Origin of the sequence: Guptibacillus algicola, from assembly GCF_020171805.1 — a bacterium.
In the GTDB taxonomy this organism is placed as follows: Bacteria; Bacillota; Bacilli; order Bacillales; family Guptibacillaceae; genus Guptibacillus; species Guptibacillus algicola.
In genome coordinates this window covers 1312005-1333723 of sequence record NZ_JAIVAF010000001.1, presented here as the reverse complement: position 1 = coordinate 1333723, position 21719 = coordinate 1312005, and the positions used below count along the sequence as shown (strand labels likewise).

Genomic DNA, 21719 nt, shown 5'->3' with positions numbered 1-21719 from the left:
TTCCCTTAGCATTTTTGGTGAAAATATGCCTAGAGTTATATTTAAAAAAGAAAATAGAAGAATATGTAAGCTTGGGTATGGTTGAATGCTTGTAATATTCTCTCAATAAATATGCAGATAAAGTAAAGAGAGTTATAGACTAAATACTATATGCTTTATAAATAGAGGGAAAAAAGGGGAAATAAGGATGAAGAAGGTTATAGTGAACATACTGCTTGTCACAGGATTTCTATTCAGCGTTGTTCAAGCAGATTATACAGGAGTAAATGTAGCGGTTGCGATTGGTGGCCCAGATTTCAGTGATAAAGACCTCCCACCTCAACATACACCTGGTGGAAATGACGACCAAGTTACGGGTTAATTGATCGAGAGATAGTAATAAATTGTTGATAGAGGAGCGAGTCGCATAAAAGTGCGGCTCGTTTTCGTTGTTATGTACATTGTTTTTTAGGAAGGCCTATCATGTAACTATCAATATTATTGGAATATATATACATTTATTTGATAGATAAGTATACTAATAATGGAAGGAGCAAGGTGACACATAGTGCTCTATATTTATTTGATACTTATATAAATGCAAGTAGATTCCTATACAAATTCAGAAAAGGTGACGATATGGCAAGGGTAGCTAAAAGGGACACGATTCTTCAAAAAACTAGGGAAGAATCACTTTTTATGAAAAGAAGATTGGAAGGAGAGATTGAACGGGTCAAACGAGAAAATAAGAAGGATCTACTCTTTCAATCTATTCTTTGGATGATGGCAATGGGTATTGCCTTGTTTTTTGTTTTCCCAATCGGATTTATATTAGGGTGGTTTGTAGGTAGGGAGCTTGTCTTACGAAAGGTATGTGGAGGACAAAGAATTCAACTAAAGCAATTGAATCATCACATCCAAATCCAGCCAGGAGAAGAAGGGGAAAGCAAGGTATCTGATGTTATAGAAGGTTGGCTACCGGATACGTTTACGTTGTTGAATGACCTTGTCATACCGAATGGGCGAAATGGCACGCAAATCGATCATGTTCTAATTGGTCCAGATAAAATCTATTGTATTGAAACCAAAGACATCACTGGAAGGTTCTATCCACATCGAGAAGGGTGGCTATGGTATCCATACAATAGTAGAGGAAATGTTACGAAGAAAACGATCGTTAAGAATCCTCAGGGGCAATCGATCTACCATGCGGTTCACCTAAGGAAGTATTTGAGGAGTTATGGGCATCATTATAAAGTCGAGCCTGTTGTGATTATGACAAATTCTCAAGGAGTTTGGATGGGCAAGCAGGATGATAAGTGCCCGATTTTTAGGATCCATGATTTCATTCATTATGTGAGGAAAGCGAATCAAGGGAAGATCACAAGAAAGACGAGCGATGAGCTCGCTAGGTTACTGTTGGAATGTGATCGGGATTATTCTGATGGGTTTTACCGCGCTATAAGGTCTGTGCAGTAGGTGGGGAGACAGGTGCCTCTTGTATGTTAAATGAACTTGATGGCGTTCAATAGATAAATATAGAAAAATAGCTTCAGCCGACTTGGCTGAAGCTATTCGACATAAAGCGGGTGGTACCAGGCACGTGCCTTGCCTTAGAGCGTTTCACTTTTCTCTGTACTTACTTGTTTATATACACCTTTCCTCATTCTCATGAAGAAAAACAATCCTACTATTGCCCAACCTGCGAACATAATCCATTCGTATGGCCAGATGAGGGAGGCTGGCATGCCTGGTAAATAGAGTGTGATGAATCCGAAGCTTAGCACAAGTGCGAGATATCCGTAGACAGGAGATTTCGCTGCACGGAACGGTCGTTCCATGTTCGGTTCTCTTTTACGAAGAACAAGGAATGAAAGAGCAACAAGGAAATAAGCGACAACGATTCCAAGTCCACCAGCGTCAACGATCCAAACGAGCGCTGATCTTCCTAGAAGGGGTGCGAGCATAGACAGAATGCCGATGAACAGAACGGCGTTTGAAGGCGTGTTAAATTTGGGATGCAAACGTCCAAACCAAGCTGGAAGCATGCCGGACTGAGCCATCGCATAAAGCACGCGACTTCCTCCGATGATGAACGAGTTCCAGCTCGTGATGATACCAGCTACACCACCGATGATTAAAATTTGAGCGAATAAGTCTGATCCAAATAAGCTCGCGATCGCGTCAGCTGAAGCGAGTTCAGTGACAGCTAGTTGCTCTTGGTTGAGTCCGAGTCCTACACCAAGGGCAATCGCAAGGTAAAACAAGATTGCCCCGATTACGGAAACGACTAGAAACATTCCGATTTGGCGTTGCGGCAAGTTGGCTTCTTCGGCAACCTGTGGAATGACATCGAAACCTACGAATAGAAATGGAACCATCACGAGAACGGTCATGATTCCACCTGCTCCTCCTACGAAAGTGGGAGCGAGGTTTGATGGATCGCCGTGTAGACCTGATCCAAAGATTAATAGAAGTCCTACACCAATAATGAGGATCGTGAAAAACGTCTGCATCGCAGCGGCTTGCTTAAGACCTATGTAATTAATCGCTGTGATGATGAGCGCTCCGCCTGTTCCGATCAACACCCAATTTAGATGCACATCCCATCCTGCAACGGTCCATAAATAGCCAGACTGGTAATCGGGAATGAGATAGTCGATAACAGTAGGTAACGCTACAGCTTCAAACGTTGCGACTGATACATAGCCTAGTGTTATCGCCCATGAAGCGATAAAGGACATGTTTTCACCGAGTGCCCGATGAACATACTCGTGTTCTCCACCAGCCTTTGGCATGGCGGAGGCGAGTTCGGCATAGTTCAACCCAACGCAGATAACCAAAAATCCTCCGATCGCAAAAGCGATGACGGCTCCAAATGAACCAGCAGATGTAATCCATGTTCCAGATAATACGACCCATCCCCAACCGAGCATGGCTCCTAGAGCAAGGAAGAGGAGGTCGAATCTTGATAGAACCTTCTTTAACTTTTGTTCTTCTTGCATACTTGATTCCTCCTATTCATTCGAAGTAACTAACGTGGTATTCCAGACAGTTCGGACAGCGCTTTCAATGATGGATAAGCCTTCATCAAGTTCTTCATCCGTAATAACGAGTGGCATGAGAAAGCGGATGACATTTCCATAGACGCCAGCTCCGAGAACGAGAAGACCCTGTTGTTGAGCGGTAGAAATCATTTGAGCTGCTAAACTCTTTGCGGGTGTTTTCTTTTCTAAGTCGCTCACGATTTCAACCGCTACCATCGCGCCAATTCCTCGAATGTCGCCAATACAATCAACTTCTCCTGATAAGGTATGGAATGTCTCTTTTACTTTTTGTCCGATTTCGTTTGCACGATCGTTCAACTTTTCCTCTTCAATAATATCGATTGCAGCAAGAGCAGCTCGACACCCAAGTGGATTTCCACTGTACGTTCCACCGAGTTCCCCTGCGTTAGCAGCATCCATCATTTCTTTCCGTCCGATTACACCACTAATTGGCATTCCAGCACCAAGTGATTTCGAAACGGTGATGAGGTCAGGAACGATGTCAAAGTGCTCGGAAGCAAAATAGGCACCCGTTCGAGCGAAACCTGTTTGAATTTCATCAGCGACAAAAAGAATACCGTGTTCAGCACATAATTCTTTTACCGTCTGTACAAACGCTTTGTCAGGTACGATGAATCCGCCTTCTCCTTGAATTGGTTCCATTACGACAGCGGCGATTGTTTCTGGTGCAACTTCTTTTAAAAGAAAGTCTTTAAACTGATCGATCATGAAATCACTGTACTCTTTTTCAGTCATATTATCAGGACGGCGATAAGCATAAGGGAAAGGGGCTTTATAAACTTCTGGCGCAAACGGACCAAAGCCAAATTTATAAGGCTTTACCTTACTTGTCATCGACATCGTCATAAGCGTTCGACCATGGAAAGCGTTTGCGAACGTGACGATCGCTTGGCGTCCTGTGTATTTTCTAGCGATTTTCACTGCATTTTCTACTGCTTCAGCTCCGCTGTTTTGTAAGAGGACTTTTTTATCGTGAGACCCTGGAGCAAGCTCTGCTAACTTCTCAGCTAACGCAATGTATGGCTCATACATCATGACGTTGAAGCCAGTGTGGATGTATTTTTCTACTTGATCATGAAGCGCATCCTTCACTTTTGGATGGCAGTGGCCAACGTTGATCGTACCGATGGCCCCAGCAAAGTCTATAAACGTATTGCCATCGACGTCCGTAACTTTTGCGCCATGTGCTTCTCTAGCAAAGGTTGGAATGCCGTAACTAACCGCGTCAGGAACGATTTTTTTCCTGCGTTCTAATAGGTCACTAGCTTTTGGCCCTGGAAGAGGGGTATTGATCGATGCATGTCTCATAGAAAATCTCTCCTTAGCTAAAAATAGATTTACGTTCAGACAAGTCGTCGAGCGTTGAAAGTAAGTGAGTTTCAATCGCATCGCACATCTTGTCTACATTTCGGTTTCGAAAAGCTTCTAAGATCGCATGATGTTCTGGGATCGACTTCGCTTCTTCAGTTGGTATGGTGTAAAATTCGTCTTTCAAGATCAGGTAGCAATCGGACCATTGATTTAATCTCTCTATCTCTTGAAGGAGGAATGTATTGTTTGAGAGTTTAGCAGGGAACGAATGGATGAGGCAGTTGATTTGGAGGAAGGCCTCGAAGTCTTTGGATTCGTATGCTTCTAACTCTTGTTTCAATAATGCCTCCATATGATCGACATCATCATCTGACATGTTTTCAATTGCTAATTGAGCGGCATAGCGTTCGATGACGACTCTGAGATGAAACACATCTTCTAGCTCTTTATCAGAAGGGTTACAAACAAATGCCCCTCGGTGTGGGATAAGTGTAAGAAGTCCCTCACTTTCAAGACGTTTGAATGCAGATCGTATAGGTGTGCGACTCATCTTCAGTTCCTGACTTAACCAATCTTCTGTTACGCGTTGATCTGGATTCAGCTTCTTGAGCATGATGGCGCGCTTCACTTTCTCATAAGCTAGTTCTTCATTTCTCCGTTTTGTCATCTTATAATCCCTCACAATTGTGTTCATGCATTGTATACAATTTCTCTGTTGCTAGTAGTCATGATAACTTACTATATTCTAAACTTCTAGTATTTTCAGAAAAGTCAGTCATAGTGCCTGTCACCACCCGGTTTTTGTCGAACAAGAATATGGTAATTTATACCCAAATCACCGTTCGACAGTACCTTACATGGATTATGGTTCAAAGCACCTATATAATGAGTCTATGTTACACATTTTGGTAAATGAGGCGGGGGATGAGCGAGTGAGGAAGACGTTATCATGGCTGTTGTTAGGGTTTTTATTAGTGAGCGGGTTTTCATGGTCAGGCGATGTGCATGCAGCAAGTGATGGTTCAAATGGATTAGAAGAAGAAATTAAGAAAGTAAAACAGGACAAAAGTGCTTCGTTCTCTGAAGATGAGAAGAAGAAGATCGAAACTCATCTAAAGCAGAAGCTTTCAAACGATCCGACAAGTATCAAAACGCTAGGTGACTATTATGAGAATGAACCGAATGATGATTTCAATCAGGCGAATATCCTTTACATGGAGGATGTTGTTTACGGTACATTCGATGTTAATGATGTAGATATGTACCAAATTAAAGTCAACAATCCGATCGAACTTGTTGTTGCGGGTACTTCACAGCCTGGTGTCGATCTTGGGTATCTTGTAGCGGATGCTTATGGAGATTGGCTCGACCCTGATTTTTATGACTATTACGACGGTGTTGAAATACAAGTCTATACGATTCCAGAAGGAACCTATTACATAGGAGCGATCGATTTGAATGGTGGCGGCTCAGAAGGCATGTATGCTTTATCTGCCTATAACACAGAGTACATCGAGCGTCTTTCAGGTAAGGATCGTTATGAAACAGCGATCACGATTGCTGAAGCCGGTTGGCCAGAAGGAACGGATAATGTCGTGCTCGCTACTGGATCAACATTTCCAGATGCCCTCGCAGGAGCGCCACTTGCTTTTCAATTAGATGCTCCGATTCTATTAACGCCAAAAGCGAAACTTGATAGTCGAGTGCGTGATTTAATAGTAGATTTTGGTGTCAAGAAGGTAACGATTCTTGGAGGAACAGGTGCTGTTTCGGCAGAGGTGGAAAAAGAGTTGCGAAACAAAATGGGTCTTGAAGTTAGACGGTTGAAAGGGAAAAACCGCTATGAGACTGCAGCTGCAATCGCAGAAACCCTTTTACCGACTCATCATGCGGTCGTAGCATATGGCGGTAACTTCCCAGACGCGCTTTCGATCGCACCATATGCCGCGATGTATGGACTCCCGATATTCTTAACCGACAAAAACGAACTCTCGAAGGCAACAAAGGACGCGATGTCTTCTTATACAAAAACGTACGTGGTCGGCGGTACTGGAGCAATCAGTGAGAGTGTGAAAAGCCAGCTTCCTTCGCCAACTCGTTTAAAAGGGAAAGATCGCTATGATACGTCAATTTCCATTACAAAAGAGTTGAACATGGCTACGACTGGGGTATTTATTGCTACTGGTGAAGGGTTTGCTGATGCTCTTACAGGTTCTGTTCTAGCAGCTAAGTTTGGAGAACCTACCATTTTAACTCAGAAAAACAAGCTACCAACGGGGACTAAGAAATTCCTTATTGAAGAGAACACGACGTTCTACACGATTTTAGGCGGTAGTGGAGCTGTGGGACCAGGTGTTGAGGATGATATTTTTGGAATAGAATAAGAAAAGAGTGAGAAAGGGACGAGATCTGAGAAGCTCGTCTCTTTTGTTTTGATAAAAGGAAGCATAAGGGAATGTAGCTAAATACTAGATTTTATTGGAAGTATCATCTTGTTATATGTGTAATTTTTTAAGAAATAATTGACAGGAGTATTACTATTTTATGAAAAATGATGCTGAAAGCTAGATAGTTCGTGAGCATCCGTTATAATAGGATCGTTATGTCGAATTGTGTGGGATTATGCAATTTGACAAACGCTACTATAATCAACAGGACGTGACACCTATTATGAATAAAAATAAATCTAGCTATATAAATGAGATTCACTTTCTACGCGCCATTGCTTGTTTGTTTGTATTAATGGTACATGTGACTGCAATTTATTATTCCAAACATGGAGGCACGTTTACTGAATTCACTCAGTTTTTTAATCAGATTGGCCGCTATGGAACGCCGACTTTTGCGGTGATTAGCGGCTTCTTACTCTTCTTGCAAGTAAGGAAAAAAGGCTTCGATGCGAAGCGGTTCTATCACTCTCGTATGATCAAGATCGGTATGCCATTCTTGATTTGGAGCATCGTGTACCTTGCCTTGATGCAATATGTGCTTCAAGTCGATATCTTTACAGACTGGAAGCAGTTCGCGGTAGATTTTGCGATGGGTAATTCGTTTTATCATCTCTATTTCATGTCAGTCGTTTTTCAATTTTATTTAATCTTCCCATTGCTTCAGCTTATTCGTACGAAACTCGGCTGGTGGATTGCGCTAGCATTAGCTGTTTTCGCTAACTATTATTTTGTTTATGTCTATTCACCAGAAACGGTCACGGTAGTGAGTCAGTTATTGGAACAAAGGGCCATGCTGACAAAGTGGATTTTCTTCTTCGTATTCGGAGGATTTCTTGCATACCATTGGGATCCAATCTTGAAGTTTGGTAAAAATTTGAACTGGTTCGGTTATGTTGGCTTTGCAGGTTTGGTCGTTTTTGCAGTATATGAATATAAGACAAAAGGTTCGATTGACAACAATCGTTGGACGAATATGATCAACATTCCGGTTATGACGTTGATGGTGATCGGGATGTATCAGTCAGTGAAAAGAGTGAAGTGGATTGAGAAGTTCTTTGCGATGTTAGGGAACTTATCGATGGGAATTTATTTGGTCCATCCACTGGTCATCCTCGTCTACTCGAGAACGCTTCCTGAAAGTATTTGGACAACAGAAACAGCGCCGTTCATGTTCGTAGTGGTCCTTGCTACGTCTATCGGCTTTATCAAAGTTCTACAGCTGTTCCCACTGAATCACTATGTGATCACTGTGCCAGCTAAGAAAAAACCTGTTTATAAAGAACGAGAACCTGAGATGACGTTAAGCGTAAGGTGACAGGTACCACCCTATATGTGTTAGGTGACGTCGAATAACTATTGTATTAAGGAAGAGCCCCATGGTGGGGTTCTTTTTTTATGGAATCGCTATTAAGCACAATTTACTAAATTTAGAATCCTTGGTTCATTCTGTTTTTGTTACAAATATTACGGGAATTGGGGACTATGGGGTGATTACTTTATGCTTACACGAAAACTAGGAGTAAGCTTCTTTTGGTGTGTTGGTCTATTGGGACTAGTTCTATTGTTCCCTAAAGGGGTCGTAGCAGTAGAGATCGATCGGATTTCTGGCAGTGACCGGATTGAAACAGCTGTTGAGGTTTCGAAGAAAGGTTGGGCTGACGGTAGTGACACGGTTCTGTTATCACGAGCAAACGCGTTTCCTGACGCACTCGCTGGAACGCCACTTGCTTATCAAGAGAATGCGCCTATTCTACTGACACAATCTCACAAACTATCAGATGCGACAAAGAAAGAAATTCAAAGATTAAACGCAAGTAACGTTATCATATTGGGAGGCTCAGGAGCTATCTCAAACGATGTGGAATCATACTTAGAAGATGAAATGAACGTAGACGTTGAACGAATTTCAGGTAGCGATCGATTTGAAACGGCAGCGTTGATTGCAGATCGAATTGACGCAAATAGTCGAGCAGTTGTCGTAAGCGGTGAGAATTTTCCAGATGCGTTATCGATTGCACCATACGCAGCTTACCGCGGCTATCCAATTTTATTAACGCTTAAAAACGATCTTCCTGATGTAACGAAAAATAGAATCGATAAGAACGAAAGGAACTATGTAATAGGTGGTACTGGTGTTATTACAAAATCAGTTGAAAATGACATTCCAAAATCAATGAGAATCGCTGGAAGTGATCGCTTTGAAACGTCCAGAGCAGTAGCAGAGGCATTCCCACAAGGTAACGCCGATGAGACGTATTTAGCGACTGGTTTAGATTTTGCGGATGCATTAACAGGGTCCGTACTAGCAGCAAAAACAAATGATTCACTCCTATTGGTAGAGAAAAATTATGTTCCAAACCCTGCAAAGCTCTATATTGCTGAGAAAAGACTAACGAAATTTACTGTACTCGGTGGATATGGAGCGATCGATGAGTATGTCGATACAGAAGTTTCGTTGCCGATCCAATTGTTATTAGTGAACAAGCAACGAGATCTACCAGCATCATACGTCCCTGAGAAATTAGAAGAACCCGACGTACCATTTCCGTTTGATTATGAGCATAACAAACGGAAGATGAACATCATCGCTGTCGAACATCTTGAAGCACTATTTGATGGTGCAGAACGAGCAGGTCTTGATCTTTATGCACAGTCTGGCTATCGTTCTTATGAAAGACAAAAGCGTATTTATGAGCGAAATGTTCAGGAACATGGTGAAGAGTATGCAAACCGTGTTAGCGCTAAGCCCGGGCACAGTGAGCATCAAACCGGACTAGCGATGGATGTGACGAGTCCTGAAGTTGACTATAGGCTCGTTGAAGAATTTGCGTACACGGATGAAGGTGAATGGGTTGATGAACATGCACATGAATATGGGTTCATCATCAGATATCCTGATGGGGAAGAACATGTGACAGGGTACAAGTATGAGCCTTGGCATTTACGTTATGTAGGTAAAGAAATTGCGACGTACATGAAATCTACTAACAGAGTGCTTGAAGAATATTTGAGATAGGCCCTTCTAATACGAACTGATGAAATGCACCGATCATCTCGAGATGATCGGTGTTTTTTTGTGCGGATCACTCATTCGACATGATTCGGGTGGTGCCTGTGAAACCTACTAAGAATGCCGTTTATCAATGCTTTAGTCCTCACGATCTCTTCCTTCGTTGTATGCTTTCCAAAGCTTATTCGAACGAGTTCCCTTGCTTCATCATCACTTCGACCCATCGCTTTCAGAGTTTTTGAAGGGCTTTGTTGTCCGATTGAACATGCTGAACCAGTCGAGACGGCGATTCCTTTTTGGTTTAGTTCGTTCATCACATATTGTCCTTCGATGCCTTTTAAGCGGATACCAACGATATGGGAAAGAGCATCATTTCCTCCTTCGATTACTACATTTGTCCCTCCACATTCACTTAGGAACACGTCGCGTAACTCATTACAATAGGCAACAGTAGCATCCATATTTGTCGTTGCTTCTTCAACAGCAGCTGTAAAAGCAAAAATCCCAGGCACATCCACTGTCCCGGGTCGGAATCCTTTTTCGTGAACCGTTCCGGGTAAGCTAGGATGCCATGATTCTGCCGGTGCGATATAACAAGCACCTACGCCTTTAGGACCGTGTAGTTTATGCGAAGAGACAGAGAGTGCGGTAAGGTTCATGCTCTTAACATCAATTGGGACTTTACCAAATGTTTGCACCGCATCAGTGTGAAATAGGATTCGTCTTTTCGCAAGTTCTGCACCGATTTCTTCAATCGGTTGTCGTGTACCAATCTCACTATTACCGTGAGCGATCGAAACGAGGAGGGTATCCTCGCGAAGTGATTCTATGAGCTTATCGATCTGAATTCGTCCTTTGTCATCGTAGCCGAGATAGGTGACGTCGAACCCCTCGCGTTCCAATTGCTGAAAGGTATTAAGGATAGAGGAGTGCTCCGCTTTAGCGGTTATGAGATGACCGCTTTTGTGCTTTTTCACTAGCCCATTGATCGCTAAAATATTCGATTCTGTGCCGCCAGATGTAAAGTAAACGCCAGAGGGGTCACCGTTTATTTCGTTTGCGACTGTTTGCCTCGCGATTTCGAGCAGTTGAGCTGCTGATGTTCCCTCGTCGTGCAGGCTTTGTGAATTTGCGAAATAGCTCCGTGCTACCTTGGTATAAACCTCAATTGCTCGCTCTGACATCGGGGTTGTCGCTGCGTAGTCTAAATAAATCATTTCCTTCTCCTCGTTAATTTCTGTCTTGTACTTTATTTAAATCTATGTAACTATTAGTGTCAAGACACATGTAAAGTTACATCAGTGAATACCATCATTTTTAGGAGAAGGTGTCATGAACAACAACTTTCATACAGAGGTACTTGTCATTGGTAGTGGGGTGTCAGGTTTATTGACCGCTGAGCTTCTAGCTGCGGAAAAGAATGTGACGGTTATCACAAAGTCAGAGCTCGGAAAGAGCAATTCCCGATTAGCACAGGGTGGTATTGCAGCTGTCACGTCGGACGATGACAGTTGGGCAGATCATTTTTTCGATACGATACAAGCAGGCGTTTTTCATAACAACAACGAATTGACGGAGCTCTTAGTGAAAAAAGGGGGAGAATGCGTCAGTCAGCTTATTGAAATGGGAGTGACGTTTGATCAGAGTAAAGATGGAACCTATTCCAGGTGTCGTGAAGGCGCGCACAGTGTTCCAAGAATCCTCCATGCAGGTGGCGATGCGACGGGAAAAGAACTCATGAATAAGCTTGTGAAACGAGTGAAAGAAAGCAGTACGATCATCGAACATCATGCAGCGGTCGATCTCATCGTGGAAAATGGCTTCTGTGCAGGTGCCTCGTTTATGAATGAGAAAGGAAATCTTCTCATGGTAAAGGCAGATTTCGTCATTCTCGCAACAGGTGGTGCAGGGCAGCTTTATCCTGTCACGTCTAATGATACGTCAGTGACGGGCGATGGCATTGCGATGGCTTATCGAGCGGGAGCAATCGTCTCTGACCTTGAATTCATGCAGTTTCATCCGACGATGTATGCAGGTAGTGGTGCTTCTTTTCTTCTTTCTGAAGCAGTGAGGGGAGAGGGCGGCCGTTTGGTCATGGAGTCAGGAGTGTACCTGATGGAAGGGAAGCATGAACTCCTCGACCTCGCCCCAAGAGACGTCGTTGCCCGTGCGATCTATGAGGAACAGAATATGGTGTACCTCGATATTTCCGCTGTCACGAACTTTGACGACCGTTTTCCAACAATAGCGTCGTACCTGAATGAAGACGATGCATCATCAAAAAAAGTTCCTGTCCAGCCAGGAGCACATTTTTTGATGGGTGGGGTGGAAACGGACCGATACGGAAGAACATCGGTCGCAAATCTTTTCGCCATTGGAGAAGTTGCGAACACTGGTGTGCATGGAGCGAATAGACTTGCGAGCAATTCCCTTTTAGAAGCGGTTGTTTTTGCGAATGAAGCGGCAACGTGGATGCTGAATCATAAGCGAGTTCAGCATGGTATGGCTGCCGCGTCACAACCTCTTCACATACCAAACTCGCTCCCTGATCCAAGCAAGCTCCGAACCATAATGAATGATTACGTCGGAATCACGCGCCATGCGGTTGGACTCTCTACTGCAATAGACGAACTAGGTGCTTATTTAAAAGGTAAGAAAAAATTAGCATCGAGTGTCGAGGAAGTCACATTGACCAACATGCTGCAAACAAGCTGGCTAATGGCGACGTCAGCTTATATGCGAACGGAAAGTCGTGGGGGACATCATCGGTCAGATTTTCCTCAAGCAAATCAACGATTTCAGCAAAAAAGGATAAAGAGGAGGATTCTTGAGGATGAATGGGCTACTACTGAGAAGAAATCTCGAGCGGTTTTTTAATGAAGATATTGGCACAGGAGATTTATCGACTGAACTGTTATTTGAACTGAATGAGCGTGGCGTTGCCGAGTTCGTAGCAAAGGATGATGGCATCTTCTGCGGGCAAGCTGTGATCGATATGGGTTTTTGTTTGTTAGATGAGGATTGCTCTGTCGAGATATACGTGCAAGAGGGTGAGCGTGTCCAAAAAGGCGATGTAATTGCGAAGGTTTCCGGTCGTGTAGGTGCTATCCTCACTGGTGAACGCGTCATCCTTAATTTGATTCAGCGCTTGAGCGGGATCGCGACGATGACGAGGCGTGCAGTTGAGTTACTTGGTGATTCGAAAACACGCATATGCGACACTCGTAAAACGACTCCAGGACTTCGGATGTTAGAAAAATACGCCGTGCGATGTGGTGGTGGGTACAATCATCGCATCACGCTTGACGGTGGCGTGATGCTAAAGGATAACCATATTGCACAATGTGGAAGCATTCGAAATGCTGTGGCACAGGTTAGAGAAAAGGTAGGTCACATGACGAAGATCGAGGTAGAGACGAGTACTGAAGAAGAGGTGCGAGAGGCCGTTGACGCAAACGCTGACATCATTATGTTTGATAACTGCTCACCTGATGAAGCAATTTTTTATAATCGTCTCGTACCACGTGCGATCGTGACAGAACTATCAGGCGGGATTACGCTCCAGAACCTAACACAGTACAAGGACTGTGGTGTCGATATGATTTCACTCGGCTGTCTCACACACTCTGTTAAAAGTCTTGATATTAGCCTTCGAATGAAAGGGGTAGGGCAATGAGTATACTAGATGCGTTACATATACCAATAGGCATTCCAGAGCATTATCACTCACTATCAGAGGAAGAGATGATTCAGCGGGTACGTGAGATCAAGAAGGAATTGGGTGAGCGTCTTTATTTACCTGCTCATCATTATCAGAAAGATGAGGTCGTTCAGTTTGCAGATGATACGGGTGATTCGTTACAGCTTGCTCAGTTAGCAGCGAAAAATAAGAAAGCGGATTACATCGTTTTTTGTGGTGTGCATTTCATGGCGGAGACGGCGGATATTTTAACAGAGGATGCTCAGACGGTGATTCTTCCAGACATGAGGGCTGGGTGTTCAATGGCCGATATGGCTGACATCCACCAGACGGAGCGCGCATGGAAGATTCTTGTGGAGCGGTTCGGTGATACCATTCTCCCGTTAACCTATGTGAATTCGACCGCAGCGATCAAATCATTTGTTGGGGAGAACGGTGGCGCGACCGTTACTTCTTCAAATGCTACGGCTATGGTCGAGTGGGCGTATACACAAAAGGAGCGAATTCTCTTTTTGCCAGATCAGCATTTAGGAAGAAATACCGCTTATGATCTTGGCATTCCACTTAAGGCGATGGCAGTATGGGATCCTATTTCAGATCGACTAGAATATGACGGTGATTATGAAGATGTAAAAGTGATTTTGTGGAAAGGGCATTGCTCTGTTCATGAGAAGTTCACGCTTGATAATATTGCCGATGTGCGACGAGACATGCCGGACGTCAACGTGATCGTCCACCCTGAGTGTACGTTTGAAGTCGTTCAGAAATCGGACTATGCAGGTTCAACGAAAATGATCATCGATACGATCGAGAAAGCACCTTCTGGGTCTTCATGGGCCATTGGGACAGAAATGAATCTCGTAAATCGCATTATTCAACAGCATCCTGATAAAAGAATCGTATCGTTGAATCCTAATATGTGTCCGTGTTTAACGATGAATCGAATCGACCTTCCGCACCTTCTTTGGGCTCTTGATGAAGTCAGTTCCGGAAAGAAAACGAACCAGATTAAAGTAGACAAGAAGACGGCGCGATATGCGAAAGATGCCTTGAATCGTATGTTAGAACGCGCGTAAATTCAGTTTAAGCATACAGTATTACAGATGAGGTGTGCCTCACCGTTATTTTGGAAAGGAGTGAGTGCAGTGTTAAGTGAAAAAGATTTGCTTAACGTTATCCATACCTCAGTGACTGCTGGAAAAGCAATACTGAAGATATATGGTAGTAATGATTTTCAGATTGAGAAGAAGAGTGATGCGTCTCCTTTGACGACAGCAGACAAACTGTCACACGAAACAATCGTAAAAGGGTTAACTACACTTACCGTCGATTATCCGATCTTAAGCGAGGAAGGGCAGCATCTCAGGTTTGAAGATCGGAAGAAATGGGAAACGTTCTGGCTTGTCGACCCTCTCGATGGAACGAAGGAGTTCATTAAACGAAACGGTGAATTCACTGTGAATATTGCTCTGATTCATCATAAAAACCCTGTTTTCGGGGTTGTTTATGTGCCTGTCAGTGACACCTTGTATATCGGAAGTGAAGAAGTAGGCTCTTACAAAATTGAGAAAGTTTCAGAGGGCAAGCATCCTACATTCAAGTCTCTTACTGAAAGTGGTCACCGACTTCCACTGCACAATAGTAAGGATGATACCATCACCGCAGTAGCCAGTCGGTCGCATCCGACTCCTGAGACAAAGAAGTTCTTAGAAACTCTTAAAAAGTCGTATAGAAAAGTGAATGTGACGTCAGCTGGGAGTTCGCTTAAATTATGTCTTGTTGCTGAAGGGACGGCAGATGTGTACCCACGTTTCGCTCCTACAATGGAATGGGATACTGCAGCAGGGCATGCAATCGTATTAGGCTCTGGTGGCAACGTCATTCATTCGACAAGTGACAGGCACCTCGAGTATAACAAGGAGGATTTGTTGAATCCGTGGTTCATTGTATGGAGAAAGGGGCAAGGAGCAGGATAAACTTCCGCTATCGGAAGTTTATTTTTATGCCATTATTTATTGGTTAATTATGTAAAGTAAACAGGAGTTTATCGTTAAATTGCGAATACGTTATACAGAATACAGGTTGCACACATTATTGGGGGGGAAACAGTATGATCGAATTTGAGAAACCAGACGTGGAACAATTTTTTCAAACGCTAGGTATTCAAACATTTGCAGTTAGTCCAGATGAAAAACAAATGGTATTCAGTACAAATCTAAACGGAACATACAATTTATGGGCGATGGATCTACCGCACACATTTCCATATCCGTTATCGTTTGAGAACCAGAGTTGTCAGGAAGTCTTTTATGATAAAAACGGATCGTTTATCGTTGCGGTCATGGATAAAGATGGTGATGAGAATGGTCAAATTTATGCGCTGCCAACTTCAGGCGGGAAGGTAAAGCCTCTTAGAGAAGCAGAAGGATATCGTCATGATATGCCGTTCTTATCAGACGATGGGAAGTGCCTTTATTATACGTCGAATAAAGAAAATGAAACATTCCTGAACGCCTACTCCTATCATCTGGAAACGGGAAAGGAAGAATCTGTTCTAGAAGGTAAGGACGCAATGGTTTTCTTATTCGATAAAAGCCCTGAGGAGAAGAGCTTCTTATATGGTGAGTTTCATAGAAATACATACTCATTACCTTATGTGAAGATGGCTGAGGAACATATCTTATTGACACCAGACAAAGAAATTGAGCACACATTTGATGGCGCAGTCTACACTTCGGAAACAGACGTGTATTTGGTTACAAACTATGGAGAAGATTTTACATACCTTGCAAAGTTCGATATAGAGGCGAGAAGCTTCGAAAAAGTGCTTCAGCTTGAGAAAGAAAGCTTTACTGAAATCGTATTTGATCGTAGTAGTGAATCTCTTTATCTCACTAGTGAAAAAGGGGTTCAAGATTATTTCTATCGGTACAGAATCCAATCTGGCGAACTCGAGAAAATCGAAACACCCGTAAACGTTATTGAAAAGGTGATCGTCGGTGAAAAAGGAGGCGTCTACCTGAAAGGAAGTTCGCCTAGAGTTCCATCTAATATTTATAAGAGATCTGATCAAGGATGGGCGAGACTTACAAACTACAATGTGCCTGGTGTAGCTGAGGAGGATATGGTTGAGCCATACGTCGTAACGTACTCATCGTTTGATGGTCTTGAGATCGAGGCGCAGTTTTTCAAAGCAAAAGAAGAAAACAACAATGGCCATGTGATCGTTTGGCCACACGGAGGGCCTCAAGTTGCAGAACGAGCTTCCTTCCGCTCGTTGTTTCAATTCCTTCTCCACAGAGGATATAGTATTTTCGCGCCGAATTTCCGTGGCTCAACTGGATACGGTCTTGCTTTTAAAAGAATGGTAGAAGGTGATTGGGGAAATGGTCCACGTCTCGATAATGTTCATGGAATGGAGTGGCTAATAAATGAAGGACATGCTGATCGAGATAAGATCCTATTGATGGGCGGTAGCTATGGTGGCTATATGGCACTCCTCTTACACGGTAGACATCCAGATTACTTCAAAGCCGTTGTCGATATTTTTGGACCAAGTAACTTATTTAGTTTCCTAGATACAGTTCCTGAGCACTGGAAACCAGCAACAAAGAAGCTAGTCGGTGATCCGATCAAAGATAAGGATGAACTAACGGAAGCATCCCCAGATACGTATCTTTCATCTATGACAAAACCAATGCTTGTGATACAGGGGGCGATGGATCCAAGAGTTGTGAAAGAGGAATCTGATCAAATTGTTGACGCATTGAAACAAAAGGGTAGAAAGGTAGACTATCTTGTTTTGGACGACGAAGGACATGGGTTCTCGAAAAAAGAGAATGAGATGACCGTCTATCGAAAAGTTTTAGCCTTCTTTGATCAGTGTTTGTGATTCAATAAAAAAAGCAAGGTGTTAAAAGTGGGGGGATAATCTTGGAGTCTGAAGTTTTAGCAATCAAGTTCTTAAATTTTGTAACTAATCATTTTATTGACGTTAGAGCAAAACCTCCTAATGTTAAAAGACCCAATAGAGTTAGCCTATATGTCCCCAACAAACCTAGAAATAAAAGGTGGATGCAAATAGATTGGAATAAAGAATCAATAAGCATAGCGATGGATCATTTACAGGGAGATATAAGTGAAGAAACCATCAGAAATGCCGGAGTTGTATACGGAAAATTAGATGGAAGAAATTCTAGAATTCGTCTTCAAAATGACAACGCTGTATATTTAACTGTTTTTAAGAGCGACATGGTTAATTTCACATCAGACGAGTTTTTATATTTCTTAACCCTGCACTACAATTCCTATTTGAGAAGAATTTCGAGGAAAGACTTAACTATTGGAATCAAGAGTTGATAGTAGCTTAAACCTGAGCCGGAGAGGGCGTTACGATAAAAACTAAGTAATCTAACAGATGCTCAGAGGTTCGCACTCTGAGCATCTTTGGGCTTAGTGATAAGTCTCGTTAGCTGATAACTGTATTTCTGAACGTTACAATAGGTATATCATCTAAAAAGGAGATCGACATGAAAACTATTCTACGGATTGCTGCACTAGTATTATTTGCGCTCTTTTTCATATTCGCCGGCGTTGCTCACTTTACTCAAGGGGAAGGGTTCGCAACTATGTTGCCCGAGTGGGTGCCGTTTCGTTTAGGTATTATATACGCAACGGGCATACTTGAAATCCTTCTTGCGATTCTACTTCTAGTACCTTCTACTCGAAAACAAGCTCGATTTTGGACAGCGGTATACCTCATCGCGATATTCCCAGCAAATATTTATGCAGCAATAGCTGGCATACCGGCTCCAGGTCAGGAAGAAGCAAATCAGACACTTCTATGGATCAGGCTATTATTCCAACCTTTATTAATCTGGTGGGTTCTATGGGCGGCAGATACCAAAAACCGCTCTAAAAGCAAATCATCATAGCACAAACAAAAAGAGCTTAGTGGCGAATGCCATCTAAGCTCTTTTCATTTATTTAAATGGTAGTTATTCCACGACAATCTCCTTCGAACTCTTCGCAGGCACCGTAATTTCTACTTCAATGTGCTGTTTGTCTCCTGAAGCAGTATTTTGTGTGACCGTTCCTTCAGAAACGTTGTAGTCTCCTTTTACTAAATAGAAAGGAACCGTTACAGTCATTGCTTTATCGAGACGATTTGTAATCGTCGCTGTTAGGTTAGATGAATGTCCATCATTGCTATTTTTATAGCTAGATTCGAGTGACATTACACCGCGCTCCGTATCACCATTCTCGTAAACAGGTATAGAGTGATGAGGGTCTTGGTAGTTGTAATTCACAACGTTGCCGTCTTTTACCTCAAGTGGACGGAAGCCAACGTATGGTTTGCCGCTAAGCTCAAGCGAAGTCGTTGTTGTATAAAGGATGCCATCCTCTTTCGTAACGTCATCGATATGCGTATGACCATGTAAGCTAATATCAACGTTGTGTTGCTTCATCACATCGATCAGCTCATGAGCATTTTCGCCGTGCCACTGCTGGTCATATTCGATTCCTAGCTTTTCCCCTAGTGCGAGTGTCTCTATAGACTGTGGATTGTGCTTCGCATCATATTGCTCCCAGTACTTTTGAACATCAGGATCTTCTTTTGGCCAGATGTCACGGTCTCTCCATAATGGGTTATGGTGAGAGAAAAGACCTCTAATTTGATTTGGTTGTGCTGTTTGTGCATTTTTCTCAAGATCTTGCTTCACCCAATCGAGCTGTTCCTCACGAATCTGTCCGCCCCAAGTTGGTACAGACACCGTTCCGTGTCCCTGGCGGTCGAATTTGTGCCAGTCAAAGGAATTGTATCCGATGAAGTGAGCATATGGGCCGTAATCAAATGAGAAGTATTGTGGTCCGAAATAATTTTCCCAGTATTTTGCTCCGTCTGCTAGAGTGGCATCTTGAGCATAGTAATCGTGATTACCTGGTACAAGGTACACTGGCACTTCTAGCTGTTGTAGCATCCGGTACGTTTCTTCATATTCATAAATATACTCTTGAGGGTTCATTTGCCCATACATCAAATCTCCCGTTACCACTACAAAATCTGGATTTTTCAGATTCACTTCTTTAATCGCTTTTTGAAGGTAGAGCCAACGATCATCTTCATTAGGATTCCACATGCCAGCTTCTTTCGTCCGGCCTGGGTCTACAGTAGAAGGATCATCCTGGTTACCTAGGTTACGAGGTGAACCTATATGTGTATCTGTAAGATGCAAGAACTCAAAGTCTTTCTCATATTCATCGACAACATTGACTGAATGAGGCTGCTCATCTGAATGACGCTGACCATTCGCTGTATATTCAACTTGTAAATCATAAAGTTCTTCTGGGATGTCCTCTGGAATCGTTACGGTAACATCATAGATCTTCTCGCTATCCTTCCAGTGTGACTTCCCTATATCAATATCTTTAACGGGTAAGCTGTGAGTCTCTGTTACCGCTGAATTACTGTTTGGTTTGAGTAGTATATCCCAGCTAGCTGCTTCTTTCCCATGTGTATCGATCTGCATCGTCAAGGTCTGCCCCTTCTTCTTTATTGCTGGTGTTGCGAAAAGGGGATAGATGATATCGTTGATCTTTTTATCCAGCGATGTGTTTGGTGCAAAATCGGTAAAATTCGTCGTCTTGCCAATTCCTCCGTCACGCTTTCCTACTGTATCTATTGAATTTTCGGCTGACAAAACCGAAAATGGTGCAATCAATACGACCATCATGATGACTGCGAAAATCGCTTTTAGTTTATGCATCTAAGATATTGCCTCCTTTTATGAAGTCAGCCCCATTGTAACTGACATGTGTAAATACTGTGTTAACAACCCATTACAAAACGACTGTTTAAATGTAAATCCTTCTACATTTGTGTTAAACAAACATTTGATTGAACATTTTAATGAAGGTAGCCTGAATTGAGTGGATAAAGGTTATCCTGTAAAATAGCTACACAGACAGAAGAAGAAAAGGTGTATGTAATGAAATCAGTCATCGTCATCGGGGCAGGCATAGTAGGAGCTTCGACTGCTTATCACCTCTCTAAAAAGGGTGTAGCGGTCACAGTAGTCGATCGAAAAGATCGCGGACAAGCAACAGAAGCTGCGGCAGGAATCGTTTGCCCCTGGCTTACAAATAGAAAGAACGGACCTTTTTATAGACTCGTGGAAGCGGGAGCGAGGTATTATCCTTCCTTAATAGGAGACCTAGAAAAAGATGGTGAAAGAAACACTGGGTATAAACGGGTCGGTGCGATCAACATCTATTCTGGGGAAACGAAGCTCGAGAAGAAATTAAATATGGCGCTTGAGCGGCGGGAAGACACGCCTGAAATGGGTGAAGTCTCAAAGCTATCGAAAGAGGAAACGAAGGCAATGTTTCCACCGTTATCAGATCGGTTTGGAGCGGTGTACGTCGGTGGGGCAGCAAGGATCGATGGAGGAGCACTACGTGATGCGCTTATTCGTGCTGCAGAAAAAAATGGCGCGACCGTTTTACATGGAGACGCTTCTCTAAAATGGGAAGGATCAACGATCAAAGGGGCATTCGTTAATCATGAAGAGTTGCTCGCTGATGAAGTCATTGTGACAGGAGGAGCTTGGGCGAAGGAGTTGATCGAGCCACTTGGTATGACGTTTCACGTTTCACCCCAGAAAGCTCAGATCGTTCACTTGCAGTTACCGGATACAGAGACGAAAGACTGGCCAATCGTGATGCCACCATTCGTTCAATATTTCTTACCGTTTGAGGGCGGAAAGATTGTAGTCGGTGCTACACAGGAAGATGATGCGGGCTTTGATTACCGCGTTACGATGGGTGGCGTTCATCATATCATTGAGCGTGCTTTGAAAGTTGCGCCAGGACTAGAAGTGAGCACGTATGTAGAAACGAAAGTAGGTTTTCGCCCACTTACGCCCGGAAACCTTCCGGTGGCTGGTGCTGTACCTAACGTAAAAGGGCTTTATGTTGCAAATGGATTAGGAGCTTCTGGGTTAACGAGCGGTCCATTTCTAGGGGCGGAACTTGCTAGAATGATTGCAGGTGAAGAGACAGAGCTAGACTTAGAGGAATATGATCCAGAGAAAGCCTTTGGGCGGTGACAGGCACCGCCCGGTTTTGCTCGAAGGGTGTCGAACCGAAGTTAAATCAAAAACAGGCGGTTCCCAAAAATGGGAATCGCCTGTTTTGTAATG

Annotated in this window: 18 protein-coding genes; 13 read left to right on the top strand and 5 right to left on the bottom strand. The window is 43.1% G+C overall.

Features of this window, described 5'->3' with window-relative positions; all coding sequences use genetic code 11:
• Positions 1 to 187 precede the first annotated feature (187 nt).
• Positions 188 to 361, top strand: a complete 174-nt coding sequence (locus LCM09_RS06825) for a hypothetical protein (protein WP_224879849.1) — start codon at positions 188 to 190, stop codon at positions 359 to 361.
• Positions 362 to 678: 317 nt separating this feature from the next.
• Positions 679 to 1458: a nuclease-related domain-containing protein gene (locus LCM09_RS06820; protein WP_224879847.1), complete on the top strand. Its 780-nt coding sequence runs from the start codon at positions 679 to 681 to the stop codon at positions 1456 to 1458.
• A 134-nt stretch (positions 1459 to 1592) separates the two neighbouring features.
• Here the strand turns inward: LCM09_RS06820 and LCM09_RS06815 are convergent, their stop codons facing one another.
• From LCM09_RS06815 to LCM09_RS06805, 3 genes are read right to left on the bottom strand one after another with little or no spacing between them, the layout of a single operon-like run.
• Positions 1593 to 2984 carry an APC family permease gene (locus LCM09_RS06815; RefSeq protein ID WP_224879845.1) on the bottom strand — a complete coding sequence of 464 codons (1392 nt, stop codon included), beginning with the start codon at positions 2982 to 2984 and terminating at the stop codon, positions 1593 to 1595.
• A 12-nt stretch (positions 2985 to 2996) separates the two neighbouring features.
• Positions 2997 to 4355 carry a 4-aminobutyrate--2-oxoglutarate transaminase gene (gene gabT / locus LCM09_RS06810; RefSeq protein ID WP_224879843.1) on the bottom strand — a complete coding sequence of 453 codons (1359 nt, stop codon included), beginning with the start codon at positions 4353 to 4355 and terminating at the stop codon, positions 2997 to 2999.
• 13 nt (positions 4356 to 4368) lie between these two features.
• The gene (locus LCM09_RS06805) at positions 4369 to 5025 is read right to left on the bottom strand and encodes a GntR family transcriptional regulator (RefSeq protein WP_224879841.1); all 657 of its coding nucleotides are present in this window, start codon (positions 5023 to 5025) and stop codon (positions 4369 to 4371) included.
• 265 nt (positions 5026 to 5290) lie between these two features.
• Between LCM09_RS06805 and LCM09_RS20890 the strand changes: the two genes are divergently transcribed.
• The 3 genes from LCM09_RS20890 (at position 5291) to LCM09_RS06790 (ending at position 9824) form a co-directional block, all read left to right on the top strand.
• The gene (locus LCM09_RS20890) at positions 5291 to 6742 is read left to right on the top strand and encodes a cell wall-binding repeat-containing protein (RefSeq protein ID WP_224879839.1); all 1452 of its coding nucleotides are present in this window, start codon (positions 5291 to 5293) and stop codon (positions 6740 to 6742) included.
• Between the two features lie 238 nt (positions 6743 to 6980).
• The gene (locus LCM09_RS06795) at positions 6981 to 8123 is read left to right on the top strand and encodes an acyltransferase (protein ID WP_224879837.1); all 1143 of its coding nucleotides are present in this window, start codon (positions 6981 to 6983) and stop codon (positions 8121 to 8123) included.
• A gap of 183 nt (positions 8124 to 8306) precedes the next feature.
• A complete protein-coding gene (locus tag LCM09_RS06790) occupies positions 8307 to 9824 on the top strand; it encodes a cell wall-binding repeat-containing protein (RefSeq protein WP_224879835.1) in 1518 nt (505 codons plus the stop codon).
• A 71-nt stretch (positions 9825 to 9895) separates the two neighbouring features.
• Here LCM09_RS06790 and LCM09_RS06785 read toward each other — a convergent pair whose 3' ends face one another.
• Positions 9896 to 11035, bottom strand: coding sequence for an IscS subfamily cysteine desulfurase (locus LCM09_RS06785; RefSeq protein WP_224879833.1), 1140 nt, complete (start codon positions 11033 to 11035; stop codon positions 9896 to 9898).
• A gap of 115 nt (positions 11036 to 11150) precedes the next feature.
• Between LCM09_RS06785 and nadB the strand changes: the two genes are divergently transcribed.
• The 7 genes from nadB to LCM09_RS06750 all read left to right on the top strand — a co-directional run bounded on the left by nadB (position 11151) and on the right by LCM09_RS06750 (position 18452).
• On the top strand, positions 11151 to 12695 hold the full coding sequence (nadB, locus tag LCM09_RS06780) for an L-aspartate oxidase (protein ID WP_224879832.1): 1545 nt from the start codon (positions 11151 to 11153) through the stop codon (positions 12693 to 12695).
• Entirely contained in the window at positions 12652 to 13494 is an 843-nt protein-coding gene (nadC, locus tag LCM09_RS06775) for a carboxylating nicotinate-nucleotide diphosphorylase (RefSeq protein WP_224879830.1), read from the top strand. Before nadB ends, nadC begins: the two co-directional genes overlap by 44 nt.
• On the top strand, positions 13491 to 14594 hold the full coding sequence (gene nadA / locus LCM09_RS06770; protein WP_224879828.1) for a quinolinate synthase NadA: 1104 nt from the start codon (positions 13491 to 13493) through the stop codon (positions 14592 to 14594). The genes nadC and nadA overlap by 4 nt, the downstream gene beginning before the upstream one ends.
• 69 nt (positions 14595 to 14663) lie before the next feature.
• On the top strand, positions 14664 to 15494 hold the full coding sequence (gene cysQ, locus LCM09_RS06765; RefSeq protein WP_224879825.1) for a 3'(2'),5'-bisphosphate nucleotidase CysQ: 831 nt from the start codon (positions 14664 to 14666) through the stop codon (positions 15492 to 15494).
• 134 nt (positions 15495 to 15628) lie between these two features.
• Complete coding sequence (locus LCM09_RS06760; RefSeq protein ID WP_224879823.1) at positions 15629 to 17410, top strand: S9 family peptidase; 1782 nt, start codon at positions 15629 to 15631, stop codon at positions 17408 to 17410.
• A gap of 41 nt (positions 17411 to 17451) precedes the next feature.
• Complete coding sequence (locus tag LCM09_RS06755; protein ID WP_224879822.1) at positions 17452 to 17877, top strand: hypothetical protein; 426 nt, start codon at positions 17452 to 17454, stop codon at positions 17875 to 17877.
• Between the two features lie 170 nt (positions 17878 to 18047).
• A complete protein-coding gene (locus LCM09_RS06750) occupies positions 18048 to 18452 on the top strand; it encodes a DoxX family protein (RefSeq protein WP_224879820.1) in 405 nt (134 codons plus the stop codon).
• Positions 18453 to 18515: 63 nt separating this feature from the next.
• Here LCM09_RS06750 and LCM09_RS06745 read toward each other — a convergent pair whose 3' ends face one another.
• Positions 18516 to 20285 carry a metallophosphoesterase family protein gene (locus LCM09_RS06745; RefSeq protein ID WP_224879818.1) on the bottom strand — a complete coding sequence of 590 codons (1770 nt, stop codon included), beginning with the start codon at positions 20283 to 20285 and terminating at the stop codon, positions 18516 to 18518.
• Between the two features lie 222 nt (positions 20286 to 20507).
• On the opposite strand from LCM09_RS06745, the gene LCM09_RS06740 reads away from it, so the two are divergent.
• On the top strand, positions 20508 to 21626 hold the full coding sequence (locus tag LCM09_RS06740; RefSeq protein WP_224879816.1) for an NAD(P)/FAD-dependent oxidoreductase: 1119 nt from the start codon (positions 20508 to 20510) through the stop codon (positions 21624 to 21626).
• The last annotated feature ends 93 nt before the right edge of the window (positions 21627 to 21719 follow it).

What these genes read in the sequence shown, in the direction of transcription:
- LCM09_RS06825 (WP_224879849.1), top strand. Translation starts at nt 188, where the DNA reads ATGAAGAAGGTTATAGTGAACATACTGCTTGTCACAGGATTTCTATTC.
- LCM09_RS06820 (WP_224879847.1), top strand. Translation starts at nt 679, where the DNA reads ATGAAAAGAAGATTGGAAGGAGAGATTGAACGGGTCAAACGAGAAAAT.
- LCM09_RS06815 (WP_224879845.1), bottom strand. Translation starts at nt 2,984, where the DNA reads ATGCAAGAAGAACAAAAGTTAAAGAAGGTTCTATCAAGATTCGACCTC.
- gabT (WP_224879843.1), bottom strand. Translation starts at nt 4,355, where the DNA reads ATGAGACATGCATCGATCAATACCCCTCTTCCAGGGCCAAAAGCTAGT.
- LCM09_RS06805 (WP_224879841.1), bottom strand. Translation starts at nt 5,025, where the DNA reads ATGACAAAACGGAGAAATGAAGAACTAGCTTATGAGAAAGTGAAGCGC.
- LCM09_RS06795 (WP_224879837.1), top strand. Translation starts at nt 6,981, where the DNA reads ATGCAATTTGACAAACGCTACTATAATCAACAGGACGTGACACCTATT.
- LCM09_RS06790 (WP_224879835.1), top strand. Translation starts at nt 8,307, where the DNA reads ATGCTTACACGAAAACTAGGAGTAAGCTTCTTTTGGTGTGTTGGTCTA.
- LCM09_RS06785 (WP_224879833.1), bottom strand. Translation starts at nt 11,035, where the DNA reads ATGATTTATTTAGACTACGCAGCGACAACCCCGATGTCAGAGCGAGCA.
- nadB (WP_224879832.1), top strand. Translation starts at nt 11,151, where the DNA reads ATGAACAACAACTTTCATACAGAGGTACTTGTCATTGGTAGTGGGGTG.
- nadC (WP_224879830.1), top strand. Translation starts at nt 12,652, where the DNA reads ATGAATGGGCTACTACTGAGAAGAAATCTCGAGCGGTTTTTTAATGAA.
- nadA (WP_224879828.1), top strand. Translation starts at nt 13,491, where the DNA reads ATGAGTATACTAGATGCGTTACATATACCAATAGGCATTCCAGAGCAT.
- LCM09_RS06760 (WP_224879823.1), top strand. Translation starts at nt 15,629, where the DNA reads ATGATCGAATTTGAGAAACCAGACGTGGAACAATTTTTTCAAACGCTA.
- LCM09_RS06750 (WP_224879820.1), top strand. Translation starts at nt 18,048, where the DNA reads ATGAAAACTATTCTACGGATTGCTGCACTAGTATTATTTGCGCTCTTT.
- LCM09_RS06745 (WP_224879818.1), bottom strand. Translation starts at nt 20,285, where the DNA reads ATGCATAAACTAAAAGCGATTTTCGCAGTCATCATGATGGTCGTATTG.
- LCM09_RS06740 (WP_224879816.1), top strand. Translation starts at nt 20,508, where the DNA reads ATGAAATCAGTCATCGTCATCGGGGCAGGCATAGTAGGAGCTTCGACT.